The organism is Craterilacuibacter sp. (genome assembly GCF_051659485.1).
Classification (GTDB): Bacteria; Pseudomonadota; Gammaproteobacteria; order Burkholderiales; family Chromobacteriaceae; genus Craterilacuibacter.
In genome coordinates, this window is the sequence record NZ_JBOFOO010000073.1 from 1 (window position 1) to 3,454 (window position 3,454).

The 3,454-nt window shown below is 61.1% G+C and carries 6 protein-coding genes; 1 reads left to right on the forward strand and 5 read right to left on the reverse strand.

Translation table 11 applies throughout. From position 1 onward, the window contains the following. Nucleotides 1–641: L,D-transpeptidase (locus ACRC1E_RS02575; RefSeq protein ID WP_438513542.1), on the forward strand; the 641-nt coding region annotated here is incomplete at its 5' end. 75 nt (nt 642–716) lie between these two features. Here ACRC1E_RS02575 and ACRC1E_RS02580 read toward each other — a convergent pair. The 5 genes from ACRC1E_RS02580 to ACRC1E_RS02600 form a co-directional block, all read right to left on the reverse strand. Next, nucleotides 717–959 (reverse strand): alanine-zipper protein, encoded by a 243-nt coding sequence (locus ACRC1E_RS02580; protein WP_438513543.1) that lies wholly within the window; start codon nt 957–959, stop codon nt 717–719. Between the two features lie 175 nt (nt 960–1,134). Continuing rightward, nucleotides 1,135–1,608, reverse strand: a complete 474-nt coding sequence (gene copM / locus ACRC1E_RS02585; protein WP_438513544.1) for a CopM family metallochaperone — start codon at nt 1,606–1,608, stop codon at nt 1,135–1,137. 12 nt (nt 1,609–1,620) lie between these two features. Further along, entirely contained in the window at nt 1,621–2,055 is a 435-nt protein-coding gene (locus ACRC1E_RS02590) for a DUF411 domain-containing protein (RefSeq protein WP_438513545.1), read from the reverse strand. A gap of 53 nt (nt 2,056–2,108) precedes the next feature. Further along, entirely contained in the window at nt 2,109–2,429 is a 321-nt protein-coding gene (locus ACRC1E_RS02595) for a hypothetical protein (protein WP_438513546.1), read from the reverse strand. A gap of 56 nt (nt 2,430–2,485) precedes the next feature. Next, a complete protein-coding gene (locus ACRC1E_RS02600; RefSeq protein ID WP_438513547.1) occupies nt 2,486–3,268 on the reverse strand; it encodes an MOSC domain-containing protein in 783 nt (260 codons plus the stop codon). Nucleotides 3,269–3,454 lie beyond the last annotated feature (186 nt).

Here is a 3,454-nt window from a genome sequence, read left to right on the forward strand (position 1 = left end):
CGCTGGGCGAGACCAAACTGGTCGCCAAGATACAAGACCCGGGCTGGACGCCACCTGACAGTATCAAGGCCGAGCATTTCGAGCGAGATGGCGAAGTCTTGCCTAATTATGTGCCGCCGGGCGAGGACAATCCGATGGGAATGCTGGCGCTGCAGACCGGCTTCAAGAGCATTTTCATCCACGGCACCAACAAGCCGTGGGGGCTGGGGACCCGCGCCAGCCACGGCTGTCTGCACCTGTACCCCGAGAATGCGGCCGAGCTGGTGAAACTGTTGCCGCGCGGGGTGCCGATTCGCATCATCAATGCGCCCTTGATGGCCGGTGTACTGGATGGCAAGCCGGTGATGGTGTCTTACCCGCAGGTGGAGGAGTACGAGCAGCCAGCACCGGACAGGGCGCAGGCACAGGCGCTGCTGGATGCCCTGCCTGATGCGGTCGAGCGTGGCGGGATAAGCAGCAAGCGCCTCGATGCCGTGCTGGCGGCGCCCATGATACTGCCGCTCTCGCTGCAAAAAGGGACGGCCTTGCCCGGCGAGATTGTCGACCGGCTGCCGGCCCAGCCTTATACCGAAGCCCCGTATGGCGAGGATGCCAATAAGGCCAGAGTGCCGTTACGGAATTCGGTTGCGGGCAAGCAGTAGCTGAAGCCAATGCGTTAGCAGCAGAAAGAGCCGCAGCAAGCGGCTCTTTTCGTGTGTATTGCGGTGGCTAAGGCCTTACTTCACCATGCCTTTTTGCATCATGCCGTTAAGCTGGGAGGCAGTCTGGTTAGCGGTTTGCTGTGCCTGTTGCGCCATCTGGGCGGCAGCCTGCGAGTTGGCATTGGCCTGATTGGCCGTGGCGAGGGCCTGATCGGCGGTCGCTTGTGCCTTGCCTGCCATATCGCGCGCATCTTTATCCATGGTGGAACAGGCGGACAGTGACAGTGTCAGCGCGACAAGGCCGAGGGTGGTTTTCATATTCATTGCACGATCTCCTGAAAGATGAGGCCGGTCCGTGTTGGTCGCTGGCATGTGCAAGCGTTGACCCCATAGGGAATAAGTAACACCCCAGCGTGAAAAGGCAAGATTTAATGCAGTGACCGTGTTAAACAGGCGTAAAAAAGCCGCCCCGGAATCGGGGCGGCGAGTGTGCTTATTTCAATGGATGTGTCGCCAGCCACTGATTCATCAGCGCGATTTCCTTCTCTTGCGCTGCGATGACCTCCTGCGCCAGCTTGCGCACCACCGGATCCTTGCCGTGCTTGAGGGCTACACGTGCCATATCGATGGCACCCTGGTGATGCGGGATCATGCCGAGCATGAAGTCGCGATCGGCATCTCCGCTGTGCTGGATGCCCATGCCCTTCATCATGGCGCTGTGGGCGGACATGTACTCGCGTGTGGACGCGGTTGCTGCGGTCGGCTGAGCTGCCATCATGTGGCCGGGCATCATGTGGCCATTTGCTGTCGCCATCGGGCAGCCTGCAGGCATGCTGTGGCCTGGCATCATGTGGCCATTAGCAGCCGCCATCGGACAGACGGGCTGGGCCGCCGGTGCGGGGGCAGCAGCAAAAGCCAGCGGGCTGAGGCTCAAGGCAAACAGGGTGGTCAGTAGTGGTTTTTTCATGATTTATTCTCCTTAACGGTTGGCGTAAACGCTGGTTTTTCCCTGACGATCAAAGGCCGTGACGGCATAGGCCTGCTTGCTCGGGCCTTCCATGCCCGGGCTGCCCATCGGCATGCCTGCGACTGCTAGGCCGGCAATTTTCGGCTTGTCTTTCAGCACCTTTTTCACCAGATCGGCCGGGACATGGCCTTCGAACAGATAGCCGCCGATTTCAGCAGTATGGCAGGAGCGCAGCTGTGCCGGGATGCGGCGTGCATCCTTGATGGCGGCCATGTCCTGTTCGGTGCGGCTGGTGAGTTCCAGGCCATTTTTTTGCATGTGCTCGGCCCAAGCGGTACAGCAACCGCAATAAGGGTCTTTCAGCATCACGCCAACGGGGGCTGCCAGTGCGGCAGGCAGGGTCAATGCGGTCGCCAGTGCGGCCGCAATCAAATGCGTATGTTTCATGGAGGACTCCACGGTTCAGATTGAATAAGGGCAGCGAACTGCTGCGGCGATATTCAGGCTGTGCGTGGCGGGTGCTCGGGCGGTGCGTGGATACAGGAGTCGGGGGTGCGTGCCGGATGATCCTGCCATATGCCGTGCGCTGCGAGTAGCGGCGGGGTGGGCAAAATAATGGCCGGAGTGGCCGCATGCAGCTGGCAGCACATCATGTCGCCACCGGCCGATGGCATGGACTCATGCTCTGTATGGCAGCGGGTATCGGCCGTTTGTGTCACGCAGCAGTCGTCCTGCCCGCTGGCGGGCATGGCAAAGCTGGCCTGCAGCGGAAGCAGCAGGCTGAGCAATAACAGGACGAGGCGTAACAGACGCGTAAACATGGTGAACCCGCTTGAGAATGCACAAAGTCTAACACGGCTTAGCTGCTGTGCGCTGCTCAGCCTAGCAGCTGCACCGTATCACCTCGCTGCAGCATGCCCTGATTGCGGGCGATCAGATTACTGCCGAAGTGTACGCCATCGGCAAAACGCCGTAGCCGGCCTAGCGTGCGCAGCGGCTCCAGCAAACGATGCTTGCTGCCGCTATCCGGGTCGATTGTGGTCAGAACGCAGCGGGTGCAGGGTTTGGCGATATCAAATACCACCTCGCCTATCCGGATGGTGCGCCAGCCATCCTCGGCCCAGGGCGTAAAACCGTCGATTACCAGATTGGGGCGGAAATGACGCAGGCTGACCGGCTCGGCCAGCTCCAGATTGAGCGCATCCAGCGAAGCCTGATTCAGCAGCAGATACGGGTAGCCGTCGGCAAACGATAGTGCCTGCCCATTGTCGGCCAGCGTGCGCCCCGATTGCTCGCCCAGCCATAACAGGCGGCAGGGGCGGCCGATCAGATCGCTGAACCATGCATCAACGGCCTCATCACCGTGCCAGGCCAGGAAATCGTCACCCCAGACTACAGCCGCCGCCGCTCTGGTATAGCGCGTGCTGATGGCGGCAATCACGGATTTGCCCGGTGCCTTGAATAGCGCCATGCCCGGCCGCAGTTCGGCTTCCACCCTGACCAGCTGCGGATCGCTGCGGGCGCTGATGAATTTGCCGTCCGGCGTCGCCAGCAACCATTCGCGGTCATGCAGCAGGCCCTGATAAGAGGCAAAAGCGCGTGGCGTCGCAATGCCGCGGCAGGACTTGAGCGGGTGCACGAATAAATGGGTGAGAGGCATGGGGGCTCCTGATGTAGCTCGGGAATAGTAATTTTTCGGGATCGGGGAGCGGGGAGTCGGGAGCCGCGGTGTTGACGTGCTTGGGTTGGTTCGCAACACTGAAATCCGAGTCCCGAGTCCCGAGTCCCGAGTCCCGAGTCCCGAGTCCCGAGTCCCGAGTCCCGAGTCCCGAGTCCCGAGTCCCGA

Coding starts and splice junctions, on each gene's coding strand:
- ACRC1E_RS02580 (WP_438513543.1), bottom strand. CDS start 959: ATGAAAACCACCCTCGGCCTTGTCGCGCTGACACTGTCACTGTCCGCC.
- copM (WP_438513544.1), bottom strand. CDS start 1,608: ATGAAAAAACCACTACTGACCACCCTGTTTGCCTTGAGCCTCAGCCCG.
- ACRC1E_RS02590 (WP_438513545.1), bottom strand. CDS start 2,055: ATGAAACATACGCATTTGATTGCGGCCGCACTGGCGACCGCATTGACC.
- ACRC1E_RS02595 (WP_438513546.1), bottom strand. CDS start 2,429: ATGTTTACGCGTCTGTTACGCCTCGTCCTGTTATTGCTCAGCCTGCTG.
- ACRC1E_RS02600 (WP_438513547.1), bottom strand. CDS start 3,268: ATGCCTCTCACCCATTTATTCGTGCACCCGCTCAAGTCCTGCCGCGGC.